The sequence below is a fragment of the Streptomyces sp. H27-C3 genome (assembly GCF_030063415.1).
Classification (GTDB): Bacteria; Actinomycetota; Actinomycetes; order Streptomycetales; family Streptomycetaceae; genus Streptomyces.
The window spans coordinates 282097-300533 of record NZ_JASITA010000003.1 but is presented as its reverse complement, the minus strand read 5'-3'; the positions used below and the strand labels follow the sequence as shown (position 1 = coordinate 300533).

At 70.4% G+C, this 18437-nt stretch carries 16 protein-coding genes and 1 pseudogene; 4 read left to right on the top strand and 13 right to left on the bottom strand.

Features of this window, described 5'->3' with window-relative positions; all coding sequences use genetic code 11:
* Window positions 1-123: 123 nt before the first annotated feature.
* The 3 genes from QMK30_RS04705 to rimP form a co-directional block, all read right to left on the bottom strand.
* The gene (locus tag QMK30_RS04705) at window positions 124-402 is read right to left on the bottom strand and encodes a YlxR family protein (protein WP_283515846.1); all 279 of its coding nucleotides are present in this window, start codon (window positions 400-402) and stop codon (window positions 124-126) included.
* A gap of 75 nt (window positions 403-477) precedes the next feature.
* Complete coding sequence (nusA, locus tag QMK30_RS04700; protein WP_283515845.1) at window positions 478-1470, bottom strand: transcription termination factor NusA; 993 nt, start codon at window positions 1468-1470, stop codon at window positions 478-480.
* Between the two features lie 2 nt (window positions 1471-1472).
* Entirely contained in the window at window positions 1473-1988 is a 516-nt protein-coding gene (rimP, locus tag QMK30_RS04695) for a ribosome maturation factor RimP (RefSeq protein WP_283515844.1), read from the bottom strand.
* A gap of 154 nt (window positions 1989-2142) precedes the next feature.
* Here rimP and QMK30_RS04690 point away from each other — a divergent pair, with 154 nt between their 5' ends.
* The 3 genes and pseudogenes from QMK30_RS04690 to QMK30_RS04680 all read left to right on the top strand — a co-directional run bounded on the left by QMK30_RS04690 (window position 2143) and on the right by QMK30_RS04680 (window position 4136).
* Window positions 2143-2715 carry a hypothetical protein gene (locus QMK30_RS04690; RefSeq protein ID WP_283515843.1) on the top strand — a complete coding sequence of 191 codons (573 nt, stop codon included), beginning with the start codon at window positions 2143-2145 and terminating at the stop codon, window positions 2713-2715.
* A pseudogene (locus QMK30_RS04685) lies at window positions 2712-3168 on the top strand (ferritin-like domain-containing protein). The gene QMK30_RS04690 and the pseudogene QMK30_RS04685 overlap by 4 nt, the downstream one beginning before the upstream one ends.
* Before the next feature lie 71 nt (window positions 3169-3239).
* The gene (locus tag QMK30_RS04680) at window positions 3240-4136 is read left to right on the top strand and encodes an aminoglycoside phosphotransferase family protein (RefSeq protein WP_283515842.1); all 897 of its coding nucleotides are present in this window, start codon (window positions 3240-3242) and stop codon (window positions 4134-4136) included.
* Window positions 4137-4352: 216 nt separating this feature from the next.
* Here QMK30_RS04680 and QMK30_RS04675 read toward each other — a convergent pair whose 3' ends face one another.
* From QMK30_RS04675 to QMK30_RS04645, 7 genes are all read right to left on the bottom strand, one after another.
* A complete protein-coding gene (locus QMK30_RS04675) occupies window positions 4353-6047 on the bottom strand; it encodes a proline--tRNA ligase (RefSeq protein WP_283515841.1) in 1695 nt (564 codons plus the stop codon).
* Between the two features lie 69 nt (window positions 6048-6116).
* A complete protein-coding gene (locus QMK30_RS04670; protein WP_283515840.1) occupies window positions 6117-6686 on the bottom strand; it encodes a GNAT family N-acetyltransferase in 570 nt (189 codons plus the stop codon).
* 26 nt (window positions 6687-6712) lie between these two features.
* Complete coding sequence (locus tag QMK30_RS04665; protein ID WP_283515839.1) at window positions 6713-7555, bottom strand: GNAT family N-acetyltransferase; 843 nt, start codon at window positions 7553-7555, stop codon at window positions 6713-6715.
* Window positions 7556-7683: 128 nt separating this feature from the next.
* Entirely contained in the window at window positions 7684-8841 is a 1158-nt protein-coding gene (gene ispG, locus QMK30_RS04660; RefSeq protein ID WP_283515838.1) for a flavodoxin-dependent (E)-4-hydroxy-3-methylbut-2-enyl-diphosphate synthase, read from the bottom strand.
* A 128-nt stretch (window positions 8842-8969) separates the two neighbouring features.
* Window positions 8970-10271 carry a M50 family metallopeptidase gene (locus QMK30_RS04655; RefSeq protein WP_283515837.1) on the bottom strand — a complete coding sequence of 434 codons (1302 nt, stop codon included), beginning with the start codon at window positions 10269-10271 and terminating at the stop codon, window positions 8970-8972.
* Window positions 10268-11530, bottom strand: coding sequence for a 1-deoxy-D-xylulose-5-phosphate reductoisomerase (dxr, locus tag QMK30_RS04650; protein ID WP_283515836.1), 1263 nt, complete (start codon window positions 11528-11530; stop codon window positions 10268-10270). The genes QMK30_RS04655 and dxr overlap by 4 nt, the downstream gene beginning before the upstream one ends.
* Window positions 11531-11583: 53 nt before the next feature.
* Window positions 11584-12339 carry a hypothetical protein gene (locus QMK30_RS04645; RefSeq protein ID WP_283515835.1) on the bottom strand — a complete coding sequence of 252 codons (756 nt, stop codon included), beginning with the start codon at window positions 12337-12339 and terminating at the stop codon, window positions 11584-11586.
* 220 nt (window positions 12340-12559) lie between these two features.
* Here QMK30_RS04645 and QMK30_RS04640 point away from each other — a divergent pair, with 220 nt between their 5' ends.
* A complete protein-coding gene (locus QMK30_RS04640; RefSeq protein WP_283515834.1) occupies window positions 12560-12844 on the top strand; it encodes a putative quinol monooxygenase in 285 nt (94 codons plus the stop codon).
* 44 nt (window positions 12845-12888) lie between these two features.
* On the opposite strand, the gene QMK30_RS04635 is transcribed toward QMK30_RS04640, so the two are convergent.
* From QMK30_RS04635 to QMK30_RS04625, 3 genes are all read right to left on the bottom strand, one after another.
* Window positions 12889-14835 carry an acyl-CoA dehydrogenase family protein gene (locus tag QMK30_RS04635; RefSeq protein WP_283515833.1) on the bottom strand — a complete coding sequence of 649 codons (1947 nt, stop codon included), beginning with the start codon at window positions 14833-14835 and terminating at the stop codon, window positions 12889-12891.
* 162 nt (window positions 14836-14997) lie between these two features.
* Window positions 14998-16443, bottom strand: a complete 1446-nt coding sequence (locus QMK30_RS04630) for an aldehyde dehydrogenase family protein (protein ID WP_283515832.1) — start codon at window positions 16441-16443, stop codon at window positions 14998-15000.
* Window positions 16444-16769: 326 nt separating this feature from the next.
* Window positions 16770-18386, bottom strand: a complete 1617-nt coding sequence (locus QMK30_RS04625) for a PucR family transcriptional regulator (protein ID WP_283515831.1) — start codon at window positions 18384-18386, stop codon at window positions 16770-16772.
* Window positions 18387-18437 lie beyond the last annotated feature (51 nt).

Here is an 18437-nt window from a genome sequence, read left to right as displayed (position 1 = left end):
CGTCGCTACTTCATGGGCGTACTCATCGCGTACTCATCGAGTGCTCATCGCAATCTCGACCTACTTCCAACTCGCGAGGTACCTGACCGCACGGAGACCCGTGCCGTTCGTTTCTTACGGTTCTTACTGTGTCGCCTGCTCGACAAAACGGCTCAGCGCCGAGGTGTCGAGCGGTGCCCGGCCCCGAAAGGCCCGGGCGAACGCCCGGCGGCGGACCGCCAGGGCGATACAGACAGAGGCGGGGTGAACGTACGCACCCCGGCCGGGCAGCGTACCGCGTTGATCGGGGACACATTCGCCCTCGATCACCACGATGCGCAGCAGGTCGCTCTTGGCCGCTCGCTCCCGGCACCCCACACAGGTTCGCTCAGGGCACGCGCGACCATGCGTCCGGCCAGACACTATGAAGTCTACCTCCCCGTAGCGACCTCACCCCAATGGGGTAAAAATCGAACGGTTGTTGTCGTGAACTTTTCCTCAGTCCTGGTCCGAGGGCTGCTCGGTGTCAGAACGGATGTCGATGCGCCAGCCGGTCAGCCGGGCGGCCAGGCGGGCGTTCTGCCCCTCCTTGCCGATCGCCAGTGACAGCTGGTAGTCGGGGACGATGACGCGGGCCGAGCGGGCCGACATGTCCACGACCTCGACCTTGCTGACCCGGGCGGGCGACAGTGCGTTGGCGACCATCTCAGCCGGGTCGTCCGACCAGTCCACGATGTCGATCTTCTCGCCGAGCAGCTCGGCCATGACGTTGCGCACACGAGCGCCCATCGGGCCGATGCAGGCGCCCTTGGCGTTCAGGCCCGACCGCGTCGACCGTACGGCGATCTTGCTGCGGTGACCGGCCTCGCGGGCGATCGCCTCGATGACGACCGAGCCGTCCGCGATCTCCGGGACCTCCAGCGCGAAGAGCTGACGCACCAGGTTGGGGTGGGTGCGTGACAGCGTCACTGACGGGCCACGCACGCCCTTCGCCACCCGTACGACGTACGTACGCAGCCGCAGGCCGTGCTTGTAGTCCTCACCGGGGACCTGCTCCTGGATCGGCAGGATGGCTTCCAGCTTGCCGATGTCGACCAGGACGTTCTTGGGGTCCCTGCCCTGCTGCACCACACCGGCGACGACGTCGCCCTCACGGCCCGCGTACTCGCCGAAGGTGAGGTCGTCCGCGGCGTCACGCAGACGCTGGAGAATGACCTGCTTGGCGGTGCTCGCGGCGATCCGGCCGAAGTCGGACGGGGTGTCGTCGAAGTCCTTGGGCTCCTGGCCCTCTTCGAGGTCGGCCGGGTCTTCCTTCGCCCAGACCGTCACATGACCGTTCTCCCGGTCGAGCCGCACGCGCGCGTGGCGGCGGCTTCCGTCGGTGCGGTGATAGGCGATGAGGAGGGCCGACTCGATCGCCTCGACCAGCAGGTCGAAGGAGATCTCCTTTTCTTTCGCCAAGCCCTTCAGGAGCTTTACGTCGATGTCCATGGCTACGCCTCCTCTTCCTTCTTGTCCTTGCGGTTGAACTCGATCTCCACGCGGGCCTTGGCGATCTCGGCGAAGGCGACCCGGCGGGCCTTGGGCTTGCGCCCCTTGACGCCCGGCACTTCGAGGTCGAGTCCCTCGTCGTCCACGGTCAGAATGCGCGCGATCAGCTCTTCGGCCGCGTCGGTATCGTCGGTATCGTTGAACTGCAGCTTCACCAGGCGACCTGTGGCGCGTACGTAATGGCGGTGCTCCGTCAGCGGGCGGTCCGCACCCGGCGAGCCGACTTCGAGGACGTACTCGTCCTCGCCCATCGCGTCCGTCTCGTCGAGCTTCTCGGAGATGGCGCGGCTCAGCTCGGCACAGGTGTCCAGCTCCACGCCGTCGTCGGAGTCCACAGTGATACGCAGCATGCGGCGCTTGCCTGCCCGGGACACCTCGATGTCTTCCAGATCGAGGCCCTCTGCGCTGACCAGTGGTTCCAGAAGTCCGCGCAGCCTGTCGCTCTGGGTGGTGCTCATCCGGGTGACTCCTCGGCCGCGTGTGCTGTTGTGTGGATCGTCGCGTGTCAGATCAAAGGGTATCCGGTCCCGGGGGGTGTTGCCGTCCGCCTCCCGCGGACCCACAGGTACGCTCGCCTGCGGTGATCACCGCAGAGCCCAGAGGGAGACACACGTGCGGCGCACGGGAACGACACGCAGGCGTGCGCTTGGCTGGACCGGGGCCGCGGCGGCCGGACTGCTGACCTCCGCTTGCGCGGAGGACTCCGGTCCGCGCGGCAGGGAGGGCTCGGCCCCGGACGCCCGCAGCGCCGCGGAATCGGCCTTGGCGGAGGGCGCGCTGCGCCGGAAGACCGCACGAACCCGTCGCGAGCTGCTGGCGCACTACGACGCCGTCATCGCCGCGCATCCCACCGCCGCTGACCGCCTGAAGCCGCTGCGCGAAGCGGTGGCCGAACAGGCGGACGCGCTGCGAGGCCCGGCCGCCGGCCCGTCCCCGTCCGCCCCCGCGTCCTCATCCCCTTCGCCGACGCCGTCGGCGGCCATGCCCGCCTCCCCGTCGGCGCCGCCCGTCGCCCCCGACCGCAGGGCGGCGCTCAAGGAGCTGGCCGCGGCGGAGCGCCGCAGCGCCGACACGCACGGAGTGGCGCTCGTCGACGCCCCTCCCGAGCTGGCCAGGCTGCTGGCCTCCGTCGCGGCGGCCGGCGCCGCCCACGCGTATCTGCTGGCCGAGGGGGACCCCAAGTGAGCAGCAGCGCAGCCCCGGACCCGACGCAGGCCGTGCAGGCCGCGCTCGCCGCCGAGCACGCCGCCGTGTACGGGTACGGAGTCGTCGGCGGCCGGGTCGGCGACGACCGCACGGGCGAGGCACGGGAGGCGTACGACGCCCACCGCGCCCGGCGTGACGCGCTGGAGCGGACCGTGCGGGACCTGGGCGCGACGCCGGTGGCCGCGGCCGCGGCGTACGCGCTGCCGTTTCCAGTGCCGTACGGCGGCCGCCGTACGGCTCGCCGCGGAGCTGGAGGACCGGGTGGCCGGCGTCTACTCCGACCTCGTACGGGCCGCCGGGGGCCCCTTGCGGCGCGAGGCGGCGGGGGCGCTGCGGGAGGCGGCAGTGCGGGCCGTGCGTTGGCGGGGACGCGGCGTAGCCTTTCCTGGGCTCGCCGAGCTGACCACCTCGGCCGTGAGCCGCACGCACTGAGGTCGGGCCCCGTTTCGGGCCGGCGCCGCTGATCGGCTCATGAATCGCCTTTTGAAGGGGACACCACACGTATGGCTTTCGAACCGCCGCAGCGGCTTGTACGGGCGCTCGGCGAGGCGCACGGGGACAGTGTCGCCGCAGACTGGCTCGGGCGGCTGCCCGGGATCGCCGATGAGGCGCTGTCGCGGCGGAAGCTGAACGTCGAGCGGGTGCAGGCGCCGGGCGGCCGGAGCAGCCTGATCGTTCTCGTACGGCAGCAGGACGGCAGCCCCGCGGCGCTGAAGATCACCCCTGAGCAGGCCGGGGTCGACCTGGAGCGGGCGGCCCTGGCGCACTGGAACGGCTGGGGCGTGGTGAAGCTCCTCGACGACGAGGCGAACGACGGTCAGCTGCTCCTTGAGCGGCTGCACCCGGAGGTCTCGCTGCGGTCGCTGCCCGAGGCGAAGGCCTTGCTGGAGGCGGCCGGTACGGTGCGGCGGCTATGGATCGAGCCGCCCCCGAATCACTCCTTCGAGACCGTCGCCGAGCGCACCGCACGCCAGGCCGAGCCGATGCGCGGCGCCGACCCGGCCTTCGCTCCGTTGGTGGACGCGGCGCTCGCGGTTCGCGACGAGCTGACCGCGTCCTCCGCCGAGCTGCTGCTGCTGCACGGCAACTTCCGGCAGGGCAAGGTGCTCGGCGGCGACCGGGCGCCATGGCTCGCGGTCGGGCCCGAGCCGCTGGTTGGCGAGCGGGCGTACGACCTGGCCCGCCTCGTCCGCGACCGGGTCGAGGACCTGGTCGCCGCGTCCGGCGGCCCTTCGGCCACCCGCCGACGGGTGAACAAGCTCGCCGACTCACTGGAGATCGACCGGGCCCGGCTGCACGGCTGGACGCTGTTCCGGGCGGTGGAGTCGGGCGTACGGGCGATGGCGGCGGGCCGCGACCAGGACGGCGAGCTGCTGCTGGAGTTCGCGGGCTGGCTGTAGGGAGGGTGCCGCTGCGCGGGGCTTTTCCCCTACCCGCCCCTTCCCGCTGTCACATTTCGCGGTTGCCGCCGTGTGGTGGGACTCCGCCCCGGCTTCAGGAGGGGCGGGTAGGGGAACAGCCCGCCGCAGGCGCCCCCACACACGGCATCCACGTCGCGGCACCCAACGAGGGCCCCACGCAGTCGCGCAGGGCCCTCGTACCGTGTCCAGCAAGCGTCAGGCGGTGAGTCGGGCAATCGCCTCGTCCACCGTCAGTTCCTCGCGCTCCCCCGTCCTGCGGTCCTTCAGCTCCACGACGCCCTCGGCGCTGCGGCGGCCCGCCACCAGGATCTTCGGTACGCCGATGAGCTCCGCGTCGGTGAACTTCACACCCGGCGAGACACCCGCCCGCTCGTCGACCAGCACGCGCAGACCGGCGGCGGCCAGCTTCTCCGCGACCTCGACGGCCAGCTCGGTCTGGAGCGCCTTGCCGGCCGCCACGACATGCACGTCGGCCGGGGCGATCTCGGCGGGCCAGCACAGGCCCTGTCCGTCGGCGGTCTGCTCGGCGAGCGCCGCGACCGCGCGGGAGACGCCGATGCCGTACGAGCCCATGGTGACCCGGACCGGCTTGCCCTGCTGGCCGAGGACATCGAGCTGGAAGGTGTCGGCGTACTTGCGGCCGAGCTGGAAGATGTGGCCGATCTCGATCGCGCGGTCCAGCTTGAGGCCGGTGCCGCAGGACGGGCAGGGGTCGCCCTCTTCGACGACCACGACGTCGAGGTAGTCGTCGACCTCGAAGTCCCGGCCGGCGACGACGTTCTTCGCGTGCTTGCCGTCCTTGTTCGCGCCGGTGATCCAGGCGGTGCCTGGGGCGACGCGCGGGTCGGCGATGTAGCGGATCTTGCCGAGACCCTGCGGGCCGACGTAACCCCGTACGAGATCGTCGCGGCCCTCGAAGTCCTCGGCCGTCACCAGCTCGACGACGGCGGGCGTCAGGTGCTCGCCCAGCTTGCCCAGGTCGACCTCGCGGTCACCGGGGACGCCGACGGCTACGATCTCGCCGTCGACCTTGACCAGCAGGTTCTTCAAGGTCGCCGACGCGGGTACGCCCAGGTGTGCGGCGAGGGTCTCGATCGTCGGGGTGTCCGGGGTGTCCAGCTCCTCGACGGGTGCGTGCGCGGATCCGTCGACCGCAGGGGTGCTGAACGTGACGGCCTCGGTGTTGGCCGCGTAGTCGCAGGCCGGGCAGTCCACGAAGGTGTCCTCGCCGGCCGCGGCCGGGGCGAGGAACTCCTCGGACGCCGAGCCGCCCATCGCGCCGGAGACCGCGGACACGATGCGGTAGTCGAGGCCGAGCCGCGCGAAGATCTTCTGGTAGGCCGCGCGGTGCAGGGCGTACGACTCGGCGAGACCCTCGTCCGTGGTGTCGAAGGAGTACGAGTCCTTCATCTGGAACTCACGGCCGCGCAGGACGCCGGAGCGCGGACGCGCCTCGTCGCGGTACTTCGTCTGGATCTGGTAGAGCATCACCGGCAGGTCCTTGTAGGACGTGCACTGGTCCTTGACGATCTGGGTGAAGATCTCCTCGTGCGTCGGGCCGAGGAGGTAGTCGCCGCCCTTGCGGTCCTTGAGGCGGAACAGCAGGTCGCCGTACTCCTGCCAGCGGCCGCTCGCCTCGTACGGCTCCTTGGGCAGCAGCGCCGGCAGCAGGACCTCCTGTGCGCCGATGTCGTCCATCTCCTCGCGCACGACGCGCGAGATGTTGTCGAGGACCCGCTTGCCCAGCGGCAGCCAGGACCAGATCCCCGCCGCGTTCCGGCGAACGTACCCGGCGCGCACCAGCAGCTTGTGGCTGCGTGTCTCGGCGTCCGCCGGGTCGTCGCGCAGTGTCTTGACCATGAGACGGGACATGCGCTGGACCTGGGTCATGGTGAACTCCTGCGAAGAAAGTGTGATGGGCAGGAGGTTAGCCGTGCCGTGGGGGCGCCGGGAAATCGGTTAGGCGCGACGGGGCAGCGGAAGGGACGCTCCCATGACGGCGTACGGTTTGGGCGCGCTGGGAAAAAGGACCTGCCGGGCGAGGTCCGCGTACCCCAGCGTCCGGTACAGCCCGCGGGCCGGGCTCTCGGTGTCGATGGCCGAGAGGATGGAGCGCGGCTGGCCGGCGGCGTCCGTGAGCGTGGTGATCAGTCGCCGGCCGACGCCGCGCGCCTGGTGGCCGGGGTGGACGTGCAGCTCGGTGATGACGAAGGAGTCGTCGAGCCAGCCGTCGCAGCCGGTGTCGCGCAGATAGGGCTGCACGACCGTCGACCACCAGTGCGTACGGTCGTTGGGCATCCCGTACACGAATCCGACGAGCCGCCCGTCGGGCGTCGTCGCGCCGAGGGCGAGCGCGCCGGGGTTGAGAAGGTGCCGCAGGACGATGTGACGGCGTACGCCGATCTCGTCGTCACTGAGCCCGAAGGCGACGGCCTGCACGGCGAGTGCCTCGTCCACCCGCGCGGCGAGATCGACGGGGCCGACCACGATGTCGGGGGTCCGGGGATCGCCGCCGGGGAGGGGTGCCATGCAGCGCACCCTACTGGGCCGCCGGGTCAGAACAACACGCTCATGAACGCGCCCACCTCGCGGAAGCCGACCCTCCGGTACGACGCGCGGGCCGCGGTGTTGAAGTCGTTGACGTAGAGGCTGACGACGGGCGCGACATCGGCCAGCGCGTAGCGCAGCACCGCGGCCATGCCGGTCTCCGAGAGGCCCCGGCCGCGGTATTCGGGGGCCACCCAGACGCCCTGGATCTGGCAGGCCTGGGTGGTCGCGGCGCCGATCTCGGCCTTGAAGACGACCTTGCCGTCGTCGATACGGGCGAAGGACCGCCCGGCGGCGACCAGTTCGGCCACCCGGGCCTGGTACAGCAGCCCGCCGTCGCCGGCCAGCGGCGAGACGCCGACCTCCTCGGTGAACATCGCCACGCACGCGGGCATGATGACGTCCAGCTGGTCCTGGTGGATGCGCAGGACGCCGGGGTCGGGCTCGACGGCGGGCAGCTGCTCGGTGACCATGAGTGGCTGGTTCGCGCGTACGTCGCGGGCGGGTCCCCAGTTCGGTTCGAGCAGCCGCCACAGCTCGGCGGTCGGCTCGGCGGGGCCGACGATGGACGAGCAGCGGCGGCCGGCCCTGCGGGCCCGCTCGGCGAAGGCGCGTACCGCTTCGGGGGTGGCGCAGATCGGGACGAGGTTGGCGCCGGAGTAGCACAGCGAGCGCAGGTGGCCGTCGGCGTACCAGCCCCACATCTCGCCGCCGAGCCGCCACGGGTCGAGGCCGGCGACCTGGACGCGGGAGGTCACGAAGGCATTGACGACGGGCTCGCCCTCAAGGATGGCAAGCGCTGCGCCGAGTTCGCCGGGGTCGAGGACCCGGGTTGCGGTCTGAGTCAACACGTGAGGGGCCTCACCGTACGGTCTGCTGATCTCCGCACTGTACCTGGCACTTCCGCGGAGTGCCTCAAACGGCCCGGAGCCCCGCCATGGGCGGGGCTCCGGGGTTGGTCGATGCTGCGGGGAGGGGGTCAGCCGCTGACGGAGACCGCGGGCTCGCCGGACATGACGCCGTCCTTCTCCATCTGTTCGGCGATCTTCATGGCTTCCTCGATGAGGGTCTCGACGATCTTCGACTCCGGGACCGTCTTGATGATCTCGCCCTTGACGAAGATCTGCCCCTTGCCATTACCCGAAGCCACCCCCAGATCGGCCTCACGGGCCTCACCGGGACCATTCACCACACAGCCCATCACCGCCACACGCAACGGCACCTCCAGGCCGTCCAGACCCGCCGCGACCTGATCCGCCAGCTTGTACACATCCACCTGCGCCCGCCCGCACGACGGGCACGACACAATCTCAAGACGCCGCTGCTTCAGATTCAACGACTCCAGAATCTGCAGCCCGACCTTGACCTCTTCCACCGGCGGCGCCGACAACGACACCCGGATCGTGTCCCCGATCCCCTCACTCAGCAGCGCGCCAAAAGCCACCGCCGACTTGATCGTCCCCTGGAACGCCGGACCCGCCTCCGTCACACCCAAATGCAGCGGATAGTCCGACCTCGCGGCCAGCAGCCGATAAGCATTGACCATCACAACCGGGTCGCTGTGCTTCACCGAGATCTTGATGTCACCGAACCCGTGCTCCTCGAACAGCGACGCCTCCCACAACGCCGACTCCACCAGAGCCTCCGGCGTCGCCTTGCCGTACTTCGCCATCAACCGCGCGTCCAACGAACCCGCGTTGACACCGATCCGGATCGGGGTGCCCGTCGCCGAGGCCGCCCTCGCGATCTCCTTGACCTTGTCGTCGAACTGCTTGATATTGCCCGGGTTCACCCGCACCGCCGCACACCCGGCATCAATCGCCGCGAACACATACTTCGGCTGGAAATGAATGTCCGCGATCACCGGAATCTGCGATTTGCCCGCGATCGTCGCCAACGCATCCGCATCATCCTGCGTCGGACACGCCACCCGCACAATCTGACAACCCGAAGCCGTCAACTCCGCGATCTGCTGCAGCGTCGCCCCAATGTCGGACGTCCGCGTCGTCGTCATCGACTGCACCGAAACAGGCGCATCCCCGCCAACCGCCACGGTGCCAACCTGGATCTTGCGGCTGACCCTCCGGTCGGCGAGCTTCGTCGGAACGTCAGGCATTCCGAGAGAAATTGCAGTCATCTGCTGTGCAACCCCAAGGTGTGGATCATGGTCCCGAGATCGGCGGGCTCCAGTCTTCGAGGTTACGTCACCTCAAAAGGCCGGAGCACACCACGTCGACAAATCCACCCGATGGTGGTCGGCGGTTCTCAGGAGATACGTACGGGATTCACCACGTCGGCCACCAGAACGAGCGCGGTGAAGCAGATGAAGATCCCGGCGACGACATAGGCGAGCGGCATCAGCTTGGCGACGTCGAAGGGGCCCGGGTCGGGGCGCCGGAAGACCTTCGCCAGGTTGCGCCGCAGCGACTCCCACAGGGCTCCCGCGATGTGTCCGCCGTCGAGCGGCAGCAGCGGCAGCATATTGAAGAGGAACAGCGAGAGGTTGAAGCCGGCGATGAGGAACAGCATCATCCCCACCATGCTCTCCAGGGGCAGTCCGAGCCCGAAGGTCTCGCCGCCGACGCGGGCCGCACCGACCACGCCCATCGGGGAGTCCGCCTTGCGCTCCTCACCGCTGAACGCCGCGTTCCACAGGTCAGGGACCTTGGACGGCAGGGCGATGAGCGAGTCCACACCGGACTCGATGAAGACGCCCATCTGGTCCACCGAGTCGACGAAGGACAGCGGCACTACGGCCGAGCCGGGGCCGAAGCCGAGGTAGCCGGCGTTGACGTACTGGTCGGCGATCGGCTGGCCCTGGTCGTCCTTCTCGGCGACCTTGTTGGCGATCAGCTTCGCCTGCAGCACCTGCTGCGCACCGGCACGCTCGACCGTGATCGTGGCGGGCCCGACGGTGTCGCGGATACGGTCCGACAGCGTGGCCCAGTCGTCGACGGCCTTGCCGTTGAAGGCGACGATCTTGTCGCCCTTCTGCAGGCCGGCCGCCTTGGCGGGCGATGCGGGGTCACTCTTGCGACAGCCGCGGTTCTCGCTCTGCGCGACGACACAGGGCACAACCTGGTCGACCGTGGTCGTCTGCCGGTTGAGGCCGATCGTCATCATTACGCCGCCGAAGATCGCCACGGCGAGGATGAGGTTCATGAAGGGACCGGCGAACATCACGATCACGCGCTTCCACGGCTTGCGCGTGTAGAAGAGACGGGTCTCGTCGCCGGGCCGCAGTTCTTCGTACGCCGCCGAACGGGCGTCCTCGATCATGCCGCGCCAGGGTGACGTCGACCGCGCCTCGATGCGGCCGTCCGCGCCGGGCGGGAACATCCCGATCATGCGGATGTAGCCGCCGAGCGGGATCGCCTTGATGCCGTACTCCGTGTCGCCCTTCTTCCGCGACCAGATGGTCGGGCCGAAGCCGACCATGTACTGCGGGACCCGGACGCCGAAGAGCTTGGCGGTCGAGAGGTGCCCCAGCTCGTGCCAGCCGATGGAGAAGAGCAGCCCCGCAAAGAAGATGACTATCCCGAGGACCGTCAACAGGATCGTCGTCATGCGCGAGCCTCCGCTGTTGCCTGTACCGCAAGTTCACGTGCCCGGGCTCGTGCCCAGGTCTCCGCTTCCAGGACGTCCGCGACCGTGAGCGAGGTTCCCGATTCGGGGGTGCCATGCTCTGCCACGACTTCGGCGACCGTATCCACGATTCCGTTGAACGGAAGCCTGCCGGCGAGAAACGCGTCGACGCACTCCTCGTTCGCGGCATTGAACACCGCGGGGGCCGTACCCCCGAGCGTACCGACATGACGGGCGAGTCCCACGGCCGGGAACGCGTCCTGGTCCAGCGGGTAGAACTCCCAGGTCGACGCCTTCGACCAGTCGAACGCGGGCGCGGCGTCCGGGACCCGTTCGGGCCAGCCGATGCCGATCGCGATCGGACCGCGCATGTCGGGCGGGGTGGCCTGGGCGAGCGTGGACCCGTCGGTGAACTCGACCATGGAGTGCACATAGGACTGCGGGTGGACGACGACCTCGATGCGCTCGAAGGGGATGTCGTACAGAAGATGCGCCTCGATGACCTCAAGACCCTTGTTGACCAGCGTGGCGGAGTTGATGGTGATGACCGGGCCCATGGCCCAGGTGGGGTGCGCGAGGGCCGCCTCGGGGGTGACCGTGGCCAGCTCGGCCTTCGTACGGCCGCGGAAGGGGCCGCCGGACGCCGTGACGACGAGCTTGCGCACATCGGCGCGGGTGCCGCCCGCCAGGGCCTGGAAGAGCGCGGCGTGCTCGGAGTCGACCGGGATGATCTGGCCGGGCTTGGCGAGCGCCTTCACCAGGGGGCCGCCGACGATCAGCGACTCCTTGTTCGCGAGGGCCAGGGTGCGGCCCGCTTCGAGGGCGGCGAGGGTCGGCGCGAGGCCGATGGAGCCGGTGATGCCGTTGAGGACGGTGTGGCAGTCGGAGGCGGCGAGCTCGCTCGCGGCCTCGGGCCCCGCGAGGATCTCGGGCACCCGCTCCCCCGCGCCGTACTGCGCGCTCAGCGCCTCGCGCAGCGCGGGCACCGCGTCCGCACGGGCGACGGCCACGGTATTCACCCGCAGCTGCCGCGCCTGTTCGGCGAGCAGCCCGACCCGGCCACCCGCCGCGGAGAGCGCGGTGACGCGGAAGCGGTCGGGGTTGCGCAGGACCAGGTCGATGGCCTGGGTGCCGATGGACCCGGTGGAGCCGAGGACGACGAGGTCCCGGCGGCCTTCGGACGCGTCGAAGGCGATGTGCGGATCGGCGAGGGGGGCTGGGCTGTCGCTCATGCCCCCCATTGTTGCCGCAATGTCTCACCGGGTGGACATCCCGTCCCTGTGGGTTGTCCGGATCATCGGCCACCGACCGCCGTCTCGAACTTCTCCCACTGGGCGTCGAGGATCTCCCTCGGCACTCCCCCGATGTCCTTGGTGTCGGTGATCTCGCCGCGGAAGGAAAGGGTGGCCGAGCCGGAGCGTACGACCGTCAGGTACTCGTGAAGCGTGAGCTTGCCCTTCACATCGAGGATCGTGAAGTGGTACGCCCTGGCCTCGTCCCCGAAGGCGGGCGGCTGCACCGGCTCGACCTTGAGGTACTCGCCCTCGGCGACGGCCCGCTCCTCGGTGAAGCCACCGGCGCACTCCTTGCCCGCCTTGCCGACGGCCTTCATCACGCGGGCCGCGTCGCCGCCCGCGTACGACCGGAGCTGGACGGCGATGGTGGGGCCGGGCGTCTCGCCCGGGATCTCGACCCGACGGCTGACCGCGGCCTTCGGCCGATACGCGGTGACGTCCGAGGCGAGGCTGACGAGCGGCTGGCAGACCGCGGGGGCGGCGGTGTAGTCGTCGCTGTGCGGGCCGCCGAGGGTGTAATCGGACGCGGTGTACGTGCCGACGCTCTCGCCGTCGGTGAATGCGGCGGCCTTGAGCTGCGCCTCGGTCAGCGCCGCGGGTCCGGCCGTGCGCTTACCCGCCTCAGCGGCTTCGGCGGGGGCCTTGCCGTCCTGCTCACCGGAGCCGCCGCCGCTGGCTCCGCACGCGACGGCGCCCACCCACACGAGCCCGGCCACCGCGACGCCCACGGCCTGCCGCCTTGCCTCCCCGAACATCTGTGACCCCTGGTTCCGTCGGCTCTGACATTTCTCCCGCCCCGTGCGTGAGGGCTCGATTGTGCTGCAAAGACGAAGCTGCCGTCACTGGTCACGGCTCGGCACACGCATCGCCAAAACCAGTCCGAGCGATGATTTCCGGGAGGCCCGCAGGTCTGCACGTCTGCACGTCTCCACGTCTCCACGTCTCCACGTCTCCACGTCTCCAGGGAGGACGATCATGATCATCGTGTCCGGCAAGCTGTACGTGGACCCCGCCACCCGCGACACCTACCTGAGCGGATGTACCGGCGTGGCCGAGCAGGCGAGAGCCGCGCCGGGCTGTCTGGACTTCGTACTCGCGGCGGATCCGATCGAACCGGATCGCGTCAATGTGTTCGAGCTGTGGGAGTCCGACGGCGAACTCGCCGCCTTCCGCGGCGCCGGACCGGAACCCGAGCAGGCGGCAGCGATTCGCGACGCCGACGTCAAGCGGTACCGCATCTCGGCGGTCGAGGACGCGTAGGGGATGTCCGGGCCACGGCTGTGCGGCCGTGGCCCGGCGGGGTGTCAGCGGATCGGACGGTGGACGTTCTCGTGCTGGGAGGGGCCGGGGGCGGCTTCGGCGATCCAGGGGCCTTCGCCGCTCGGGTCGACGATGCCCTGCTCCAGCCAGGTGTACGTACCGGACAGGACGCCCTTGACGATCTTGCTGTCCAGGTCGTCGGTGTTGGACCACAGCCGGGTGAAGAGCTCCTCGACCCGGATGCGGGACTGACGGCAGAAGACGTCGGCCAGCTGATAGGCCTCGCGACCGTAGTCCTCCGTGGTCCGCAGCAGCTCGGCGCGTACGCACGCCGCGCTCATCGCGAACAGCTCGGCGCCGATGTCGACGATCCGGCCGAGGAAGCCCTGCTTGGTCTCCATCCGGCCCTGCCAGCGCGACATCGCGTAGAAGGTGGAGCGGGCGAGCTTACGGGCGGTGCGCTCGGCATAACGCAAATGCACCGAGAGGTCCGGGTGGCCGTCCGGGTGGAACTCGGCGTACGCGCGCGGGAGCTGGCCGGGGCCGGTCACCAGCTTCGGAAGCCACTTGGCGTAGAAACCCACCGCGTTCGCGCCCGCCTTCGCCTTCGCCGAGAACGGCTTGTCGGGGTCGATGATGTCGCCCGCCACCTTCAGGTGGGCGTCGACCGCCTCGCGGGCGATCAGCAGGTGCATGATCTCCGTCGAGCCCTCGAAGATGCGGTTGATGCGCAGGTCGCGCAGGATCTGCTCGGCGGGGACCGCCCGCTCGCCGCGCGCAGCCAGCGACTCGGCCGTCTCGAACCCTCGCCCGCCACGGATCTGGACGAGCTCGTCGGCCATCAGCCAGGCCATTTCGCTGCCGTACAGCTTGGCCAGGGCCGCCTCGATGCGGATGTCGTTGCGGTCCTCGTCGGCCATCTGCGACGACAGGTCCAGGACGGCTTCGAGCGCGAAGGTCGTGGCCGCGATGAACGAGATCTTCGAGCCCACCGCCTCGTGCATCGCCACCGGCTTGCCCCACTGCTCGCGTACCGAGGACCATTCGCGGGCGATTTTCAGGCACCACTTTCCCGCGCCCACGCACATCGCGGGCAGCGAGAGCCGGCCCGTGTTGAGCGTGGTGAGGGCGATCTTGAGACCCGCGCCCTCCGCGCCGATGCGGTTCGCGGCCGGGACCCGAACCTGGTGGAAGCGGGTGACACCGTTCTCCAGGCCGCGCAGGCCCATGAAGGCGTTGCGCTTCTCGACGGTCACACCGGGGGCGTCCGCCTCCACGACAAAAGCGGTGATGCCGCCCTTGTGGCCCTCGGACTTCGGCACGCGCGCCATGACGACCAGCAGATCAGCGACGACGCCGTTGGTCGTCCACAGCTTCACGCCGTCCATGACATACGCGTCGCCGTCCGGCACGGCCGTGGTCGCGAGACGGGCCGGGTCCGAGCCCACGTCGGGCTCGGTGAGCAGGAACGCGGAGATGTCGGTACGGGCCAGCCGCGGCAGGAACGCGGCCTTCTGCTCCTGGGTGCCGAAGATCTTGAGGGGCTGCGGTACGCCGATCGACTGATGGGCGGAGAGCAGCGCACCCAGGGCGGGGCTGGCCGAGCCGATGAGGGCCAGGGCCTTGTTGTAGTACACCTGGGTGAGGCCCAGGCCGCCGTACTCGATGTCGATCTTCATGCCGAGCGCGCCGAGCTCCTTGAGGCCGTTGATGACCTCGTCGGGGATCTTCGCCTCGCGCTCGATCTGCGCGCTGTCGATCTTCGTCTCGCAGAAGTCGCGCAGGGTGGCGAGGAATTCCTCGCCACGCCGGGCGTCTTCCGGAGGCGGCATCGGGTGGGGGTGGATGAGGTCGAGGCGGAGGCGGCCGAGGAAGAGTTCCTTGGCGAAACTCGGCTTTCGCCAGTCCTGTTCTCGTGCGGCCTCGGCCACTCGGCGCGCTTCGCGCTCGGAGACCTTGGGCTGCTGGGGCTTGTCGAGTGGTGCGGACATGAGGAGCTCACCTCGCCGCGGAGTCGGAGAAAGGGCCCGGCCGACTGCGTACTACCGGCCGGTTCTACTCGTCCGTACTACCCGATGTCCGACGTTCCCACCAGACCTACGACGGCCGGAGCCCCCGCACAGAGGGCTCCGACCGCCGGTTCAGGGGGTGACTCAGAGGTCGAGGCCGGTGAAGACCATGACCCGCTCGTACGTGTAGTCGTCCATCGCGTAGCGCACGCCCTCACGGCCGACGCCGGACTGCTTGACACCGCCGTACGGCATCTGGTCCGCGCGGTACGAGGGGACGTCGCCGATGATCACGCCGCCGACCTCCAGTGCGCGGTGGGCGCGGAAGGCGGTCTGCAGGTCGTGCGTGAAGACGCCGGCCTGGAGCCCGTACTTGGAGTCGTTGACCGCGGCGAACGCCTCGGCCTCACCGTCGACCTTGCGCACGGTCAGAACCGGGCCGAAGACCTCTTCCTCCGCAAGCGTTACGCCGCCCGGCACATCGGCGAGCACGGTCGGGGCGTACGAAGCGCCGTCGCGCTTGCCACCCGCGAGCAGGGTCGCGCCGGCCTCGACGGCCTCGTCGACCCAGGTCTCGACGCGCTTGGCGGCGTCCTCGCTGACCAGCGGGCCGACGTCGGTGGCGGCGTCGGAAGGATCACCGGCGACCTGCTTCCCAACAGCCGCGACGATCTTCGGCAGAAGCCGCTCGTACACCGACCCATCCGCGATCACCCGCTGCACCGAAATGCAGGACTGACCGCCCTGGTAGTTGGAGAAGGTGGCGATACGGGTCGCCGCCCAGTCCAGGTCCTTCTCGGAGGCCCAGTCACCCAGCACCACGGCCGCGCCGTTGCCGCCGAGCTCCAGGGTGCAGTGCTTGCGCGGCACCGAGTCCATGATCGCGTAACCGACCTTGTCGGACCCGGTAAAGGAAATAACCGGCAGCCGCTCGTCCTGCACCAAAGCGGGCATCCGCTCGTTCGCAACCGGGAGCACGGACCACGACCCGACCGGCAGATCGGTCTCGGCCAGCAGCTCACCCAGAATCAGCCCGGACAGCGGTGTCGCGGGAGCCGGCTTCAGAATGATGGGAGCGCCGACGGCGATCGCCGGAGCGATCTTGTGGGCGCACAGGTTCAGCGGGAAGTTGAACGGCGCGATGCCCAGGACGGTGCCGCGGGGGAAGCGGCGCGTCAGGGCGAGCCGTCCGACGCCGCCCGCGTCGGTGTCGAGGCGCTGGGCCTCGCCGCCGTTGAATCGGCGCGCTTCCTCGGCGGCGAACCGGAACACGGAGACGGCGCGGCCGACTTCACCGCGGGCCCACTTGATGGGCTTGCCGTTCTCGGCGGAGATCAGCTGGGCGATCTCCTCGGTGCGCTCGTCGAGACGCCGGCTGACGTGATCGAGGGCGGCGGCCCGGACATGCGCCGGGGTCGCCGCGAACTCGCTCTCCACGGCGTACGCGGCGGCGAGTGCCTCTTCGACCTGGGCGTCGGTGGGAACGCTCACGGTCCCGACGACGCGGCCGTCCCACGGGGACGTCACCTCGAAGGTGTCCTCGCCGGTGGCCTGGCGGCCGGCGAGCCAGAAGGCGTGGGTGGAAGTCATGGTGGATCCGGCCCTTCGGTGGGGTGGGTGCTGCGTCCCACCGTAGGGGCGCGAACCCATCGGGTCGTTTGTCCGACGTGGAGTACGGCCCTCCCGGGAGACGCCGGATTGGCGGGTGCGGGGGTGCGGGCCGGTGCGGGGGCGGGGGTGCGGGCCGGTGCGGGTGCGGGGGTGCGGGCCGGTGCGGGGGCGCGGGGTGCGGGCCGGTGCGGGGGCGCGGGGTGCGGGCCGGTGCGGGGGCGCGGGGTGCGGGCGCAGTCCCGGACGCCGCTCCCGGAGGCCCCGGCTCCCGGCCCCAGGCGCACACCCGCACCCGCACCCACCACTCACGCCCCCGCAGAAGTCGCCTTCAGCGCAAGCCAAAGCTCCATCCGCACATCCGCGTCGTCCAGCGACCGCCCCAGGATCTCCTCCACCCGCCGCATCCGGTACCGCAGCGTGTGCCGGTGCACGCCCAGATCCGCCGCAGCCGCGTCCCACTGCCCGTGCCGCGACAGCCACGCCCGCAGCGAGGCCACCAGATCGCCGCGCCCCGTCGCATCGTGCTCCTGGAGCGGCCGCAGCATGCTGTCCGCGAAGGACCGCACCGCGTCGTCCGCGAGCAGCTGCATGACGGACCCCGCCGCCAGCTCCTCGTGCTCCACCAGCGAGCGCCCACGCCGCTTCGCGACCGACAGCGCCTGCTCCGCCTGCTTGTACGCGGACACCGCCGCGATCGGCCCGGCGGGCGCCGAGAGCCCCACCACCAGCTCGTCGCCGTCGGCCGGTTCGAGCGGCCGAGCCGACGTACCGCGCCGCACCTCCGTGTGGGCCGTGCACGCCGCCACCGCCTCACCGCCGTCCGCCGCGAGGACAACGAGCCGCTCCCCGTCCGGCACCACGAGCACCGCCTCCCCCGCCCGGGACGCCGCGGACTCCATCGCGTCGGCGAGGCCCTGCAAGGGGTCGGCCCCCAAAGGCTCGCCCTCCGTCTCCGAGACCGCAGTCTCGGCGATCAGCAGACGGAACGGCGCGTCGAGCAGCCCGCCGTAAAGATCCCCCGCCACAGCCCGCGCATGATCGGGCTCCCCCGCGAGCAGCATCCGCAGCACCGCAGCGCCGAGCCGCTGCTCCGCCGCCTGGAGGGACCGCGACCGCTCCGTGGTCAGCGTCAGCAGGGCGATCGCCGAGTGGACCGCGTACCGCTCCGCGATCCCCAGAGGAGCCCCCGTGCCGACCGCCAGAACGCCCCGCACCCGCCGCCCCGCGCCCAGCGACTGGAGCTCGACCCGGTCGTCCGCCTCGGGGTCGGAGTCCGCCCCGCCGCCGCCCACAACGGAGCTCGCGGGCGCGGGCCGCTCCTGGAGGCGTTCGATGTCCGCGGTGAGCCGGGCGGCGCGGCGCGCGGCCCACTCGGGCGCGGCAACGACCACCGCGCCCGACACGTCGTACAGCGCGGCCCATCCCTTGACGTGCGCGGCGAGCCTGGCCAGCAGTTCCGCGGGCCCGTCCCCGGCGAGCGCCGCCTTCGTCAGATCGCGCTGCGCCTCGTATCCGGCGGTCACGGCCCGGTACTGATCGGCGGCGATCGCCGCGGAGACGGCCTTGCTGATGGCGATGAAGGGGGTGCGTCGCGGCACGGCGAGCAGCGGCAGATTCTCGTCCTTCGCCGCCTGTACGAGTGCGTCCGGAATATCGTCGTAGTTGACGCCGACGGCGAAGCCGAGCCCGACAACGCCTGCGCCCGCCAGCCGCCGTACGTACCGGCGCATCGCTTCCGGATCCTCGGCGTCGAGCTTCATGGCGGTGACGAGAAGGAGCTCGCCGCCTTCCATATAGGGGACGGGGTCGGCGAGCTCGCTGGCGTGGGCCCAGCGCACGTGCGTCTCCAGCCGGTCCTCCCCGGCGCGCACGGTGAGCTTGAGCGCCGGGTGGTGAACGAGCGAGGCGAGCGTGGGCGGCATGGACCGGGGACCTTCGGCAGAGGGAGCGGGGCGATTTCGCCGCCCCGTATG

Excerpts from the sequence above, each read along its gene's own strand:
- nusA (WP_283515845.1), bottom strand. The coding sequence starts at position 1,470 with ATGGACATCGACGTAAAGCTCCTGAAGGGCTTGGCGAAAGAAAAGGAG.
- rimP (WP_283515844.1), bottom strand. The coding sequence starts at position 1,988 with ATGAGCACCACCCAGAGCGACAGGCTGCGCGGACTTCTGGAACCACTG.
- QMK30_RS04680 (WP_283515842.1), top strand. The coding sequence starts at position 3,240 with ATGGCTTTCGAACCGCCGCAGCGGCTTGTACGGGCGCTCGGCGAGGCG.
- QMK30_RS04675 (WP_283515841.1), bottom strand. The coding sequence starts at position 6,047 with ATGACCCAGGTCCAGCGCATGTCCCGTCTCATGGTCAAGACACTGCGC.
- QMK30_RS04670 (WP_283515840.1), bottom strand. The coding sequence starts at position 6,686 with ATGGCACCCCTCCCCGGCGGCGATCCCCGGACCCCCGACATCGTGGTC.
- ispG (WP_283515838.1), bottom strand. The coding sequence starts at position 8,841 with ATGACTGCAATTTCTCTCGGAATGCCTGACGTTCCGACGAAGCTCGCC.
- QMK30_RS04655 (WP_283515837.1), bottom strand. The coding sequence starts at position 10,271 with ATGACGACGATCCTGTTGACGGTCCTCGGGATAGTCATCTTCTTTGCG.
- dxr (WP_283515836.1), bottom strand. The coding sequence starts at position 11,530 with ATGGGGGGCATGAGCGACAGCCCAGCCCCCCTCGCCGATCCGCACATC.
- QMK30_RS04645 (WP_283515835.1), bottom strand. The coding sequence starts at position 12,339 with ATGTTCGGGGAGGCAAGGCGGCAGGCCGTGGGCGTCGCGGTGGCCGGG.
- QMK30_RS04640 (WP_283515834.1), top strand. The coding sequence starts at position 12,560 with ATGATCATCGTGTCCGGCAAGCTGTACGTGGACCCCGCCACCCGCGAC.
- QMK30_RS04635 (WP_283515833.1), bottom strand. The coding sequence starts at position 14,835 with ATGTCCGCACCACTCGACAAGCCCCAGCAGCCCAAGGTCTCCGAGCGC.
- QMK30_RS04630 (WP_283515832.1), bottom strand. The coding sequence starts at position 16,443 with ATGACTTCCACCCACGCCTTCTGGCTCGCCGGCCGCCAGGCCACCGGC.
- QMK30_RS04625 (WP_283515831.1), bottom strand. The coding sequence starts at position 18,386 with ATGCCGCCCACGCTCGCCTCGCTCGTTCACCACCCGGCGCTCAAGCTC.